This window comes from Botrimarina hoheduenensis, assembly GCF_007859815.1.
Lineage (GTDB): Bacteria > Planctomycetota > Planctomycetia > Pirellulales > Lacipirellulaceae > Botrimarina > Botrimarina hoheduenensis.
The window spans coordinates 1-3388 of the sequence record NZ_SJPH01000018.1; the positions used below are offsets into that span (position 1 = coordinate 1).

The 3388-nt window shown below is 60.3% G+C and carries 4 protein-coding genes; 3 read left to right on the forward strand and 1 reads right to left on the reverse strand.

The annotated features are described in order from the left end of the window. Positions 1-468 precede the first annotated feature (468 nt). Entirely contained in the window at positions 469-1551 is a 1083-nt protein-coding gene (locus tag Pla111_RS17025) for an IS630 family transposase (RefSeq protein ID WP_146575669.1), read from the reverse strand. Positions 1552-1756: 205 nt separating this feature from the next. On the opposite strand from Pla111_RS17025, the gene Pla111_RS17030 reads away from it, so the two are divergent. The 3 genes from Pla111_RS17030 to Pla111_RS17770 all read left to right on the forward strand — a co-directional run bounded on the left by Pla111_RS17030 (position 1757) and on the right by Pla111_RS17770 (position 3300). Continuing rightward, positions 1757-2434 (forward strand): hypothetical protein, encoded by a 678-nt coding sequence (locus tag Pla111_RS17030; RefSeq protein WP_146575666.1) that lies wholly within the window; start codon positions 1757-1759, stop codon positions 2432-2434. Positions 2435-2571: 137 nt separating this feature from the next. Next, the gene (locus Pla111_RS17035) at positions 2572-2928 is read left to right on the forward strand and encodes a hypothetical protein (RefSeq protein ID WP_146575667.1); all 357 of its coding nucleotides are present in this window, start codon (positions 2572-2574) and stop codon (positions 2926-2928) included. 18 nt (positions 2929-2946) lie between these two features. After that, positions 2947-3300 (forward strand): RHS repeat-associated core domain-containing protein, encoded by a 354-nt coding sequence (locus Pla111_RS17770; protein WP_146575668.1) that lies wholly within the window; start codon positions 2947-2949, stop codon positions 3298-3300. Positions 3301-3388: the final 88 nt, after the last annotated feature.

Below are 3388 nucleotides of genomic sequence, written 5' to 3' on the forward strand. Positions count from 1 at the left end.
GGCCCCGAGGACGCCCTACTTACCCCGTTGCCCGATGGCTTGCTGCGCGCCGAACCAGCCGAACGCAACTAACAGCGGGTCCTTTCTGGCAAGCTGCTGACCAGACCAAAGGGAACAGCAGAAACCAGCGATTTTCTTTACCTCCAATAAAATAAGCTGTGTCAAAAGACACAGCTCTTGCCTGATTATGGCTGAAATCTAGGCTAAACGCTGCTAAGGCTTGCTATGCGGGCAGCAGCGTTTTACGCTAGTTATTCCAATCAATTCACAGCTTTTAGCTGCAAGGGTTAGCACGCTGCAAGTCCTTTGCAAGCAGGATGTCGCAGGTTCGATCCCTGTCAGCTCCACTTGCTCTAAAGCAATACGGCGTCGGACCTTAGGCCGAACCTCGCGATGGTCGCGAGCGCTGCCAGCGAACCAGAACGGGAGTAGTCACTACTCCTGCGAGGTACCTAGTGTACCGCGTCGTTAATCCATGATCTTATCGAGGGTGGCTTTCGCGCGGGCGACTTTAGCGAGGAAGGAGTCGGCGGTCTTGGTCCACTCGAAGCCCTCGGTCGTGTCGTTGTGGTGCTCGACGTAGGCCCCGATCGGCCGGACCAGTTCGGGGACGTTGCGGAACGAGCCGCGTCGCAGCCGCTTGGTCGTGAGATCGGCGAAGAACCACTCCACGAGGTTCAGCCAGCTGCTGCTGGTCGGGATGAAGTGCATGTGGAACCGCGGGTGACGCTTCAGCCAGCGGAGCACGGCCGGGTGCTTGTGGGTCGCGTAGTTGTCGGCGATCAGGTGCAGGTCGAGCTCACTCGGCGTGCGGGCGTCGATCTCTTTGAGGAACCGGATCCACTCCTGGTGGCGGTGCCGCTTCATGCACTTATCGATGACGATCCCCTCGGCCACGTTCAGAGCGGCGAATAGGGTCGTGGTGCCGTTCCGCTTGTAGTCGTGCGTTCGCGTGCCGCACTTGCCCGGGTGGATCGGCAAGCCCTTCTGCGTTCGGTCGAGGGCCTGGACCTGGGTCTTCTCATCGACCGAGAGGACGATCGCCCGCTGGGGCGGGTCGAGGTACAAGCCGACCACGTCGCGGACCTTCTCGGCGAAGTGCGGGTCATTCGAGACCTTAAAGGTCTTCACCCGGTGCGGCTGCAAGCCGTGGGCCCGCCACACCCGAGCGACCCGCGTGTCGCTCACGCCAAGCTCTTCGGCCAGCGTCCGTGTGCTCCAGTGCGTGGCGTGCTCCGGCTCGGTCTGCGTGGTCGCTTCAAGGATCTTCTCGGTCAGCTCGGCCCGATCGGGGCTCGGGTTGCCCGGCCGCGGGGCGTCCTTCTCGATGCCCGGCAGCCGCTGCTCGGCGAACCGCTTCCGCCACCTCCCAACCGGCCCACGGGCCATGCCGACCTCCGCGGCGATGTCCTTGTTCACCATCCCGTCGGCCGCCAGCAGCACAACGCGGGCCCGCTTCACCAGCCGATGCGGCGTCGTCGCTCCACGAACGTACGCCACCAGCCTCGCCCGCTCTTCGTCGGTCAACTCGATCGCGATCGCTACCCGCATCATGCCCTCCGTGTGGTCAGAACGCTCCGCGTTCTAACTCAACCAAGGCCCTCGCGCAATACGATCAGGGAATAGCGCCGCGGTACACTAGCGAAGTTCTGGCACTGGCGGTTCGACGCCCGAGACGAAACTTGCCGCTCTTAAGTATGGCGACTACATTACACTACAGGTTCGTAGAGTCTCATCGATCATAGGAGACGATAAGATGCGTGGAATTCTTCCGATCGCCGTGTGCGTCGCCGCGGTGTTCTACTGCATTCCAGGCCAAAGCCAAGTGTTGCGTGGCAAGAATACGGGGCCGAACAGAGCCGGAGGCGCTCGAATTGTTCAAATCGAGGGCGATAGCAACAGCCGCCGGAGCGACCTGGAGGGATCAATCTGGGAATACAAAGTTATGGAGAACTCGGACCAGAATCGCACGACGCGAACGAAGATGACCGGGCAGATTCGCATCAAGCAGTCCGCTCTCTTCGCCATTGGCAAGGTCGAGTACACCGACAAAGAGCAACCGAACGGAGCCGAAGAAGCCGCTACCGATCCACGCGCCGCCATTCGCGCGCGATTGCAGGAGGGTTCGCCGGCCCCGCAAGAACGGCCTGGTCAACCGCGTGCTCGGCTTGACGGGCTGCGTGCGGGTGAAGGGCCACTGAGCGGTGGGCAACAAGCCGGGGCGCCCGAGCGGATCGGCGACCTTGCAAAACAGAAGTCGAACGAGCTCCAGTTCCGCTTTGACGAGGACGACTCTTATCCGCTATCGGGGCGCGCGACAATCAAGCCAGACACCGACAACCGCGGTGGCCTCTGGATAGGCAGCTATGACGAGTTCGTCGACGGAAAGAAGAAGAAGCGTTGGCGGATCGAGATGCGGAAGGTAGAAGAGTAGCTCGATTCGCACTCTTCAAGGGCGGCGTTCAACACTTCTTGCTCAACACTTATTGACGACCGCCTATACGAGAACACTGGCGTAGCAGTATCCGTCAGTCTCATCAGTGTCCGCCAAGTTTTTCGACCTGAGGCATCTTGGCGATCTCTGTGCTGATTGCTCTCAGCGCAGCAGGAGCGCTTCGATGGCTAGCCTTCGACAAAGTGGTGCAACTAGCTCACCGGGCGTGTGAGCTGTTCCCGGACGAGCCCAACTTCCAGGGCTTGCATGCGATTGCGGCCGTGCTGCATCGCGAGAACAGCGGGGTGGCAAAGCACAGTTCTACGGGCGGAATTGTCCTGGAGAACGGTCATACCCGGCCAATCCAGCAGTGGGAACGTTGGGCAAGCGTCGAGGCCGAGAAGCACATGGCTCGGATACGCCGAATCCATGAAGCCAAACAGAAGCCCATCATCAACGAAACCGACGCGGCATTCGCCGCTCTGAACGCGTAAGCGAAAGGATATCGAGCTATGTACGACCCAACTGTCGGCAAGTGGATTAGCGAAGACCCGATTGGGTTTGAGGCAGGGGATGCGAATCTGACTCGCTATGTCGCGAACGCTCCTACGACCAACATTGACCCCGATGGGCGCATAATTTGGGGTGTTGTTGGTGGCGCGATTGCAGGCGGGTTTGTTGGCTGGTGGTTCGACGACGATGGAGGGTGGGATGGTGCCATTAGTGGTGCGATTGGTGGAGCTGTGGGTGGAGCTGTGGGTGGAGCTGTGGGTGGAGCTTTGCTGCCGGGCTTAATTGGTGCAATAGGAGGAGGATACGCCGGTGGAGCCCTTGTGGTCTTCCCCCCTGAAACAGAGCCACTCTGAGTGAGAGAATCTCGTGCCGGGCGGTCCCCGGTTTTTGGAGGATTCTTTCGATGAAGCGGACAAGGCACACGACGGAGCAGATCATCGA

Excerpts from the sequence above, each read along its gene's own strand:
- Pla111_RS17030 (WP_146575666.1), top strand. The coding sequence starts at position 1,757 with ATGCGTGGAATTCTTCCGATCGCCGTGTGCGTCGCCGCGGTGTTCTAC.
- Pla111_RS17770 (WP_146575668.1), top strand. The coding sequence starts at position 2,947 with ATGTACGACCCAACTGTCGGCAAGTGGATTAGCGAAGACCCGATTGGG.
- Pla111_RS17025 (WP_146575669.1), bottom strand. The coding sequence starts at position 1,551 with ATGCGGGTAGCGATCGCGATCGAGTTGACCGACGAAGAGCGGGCGAGG.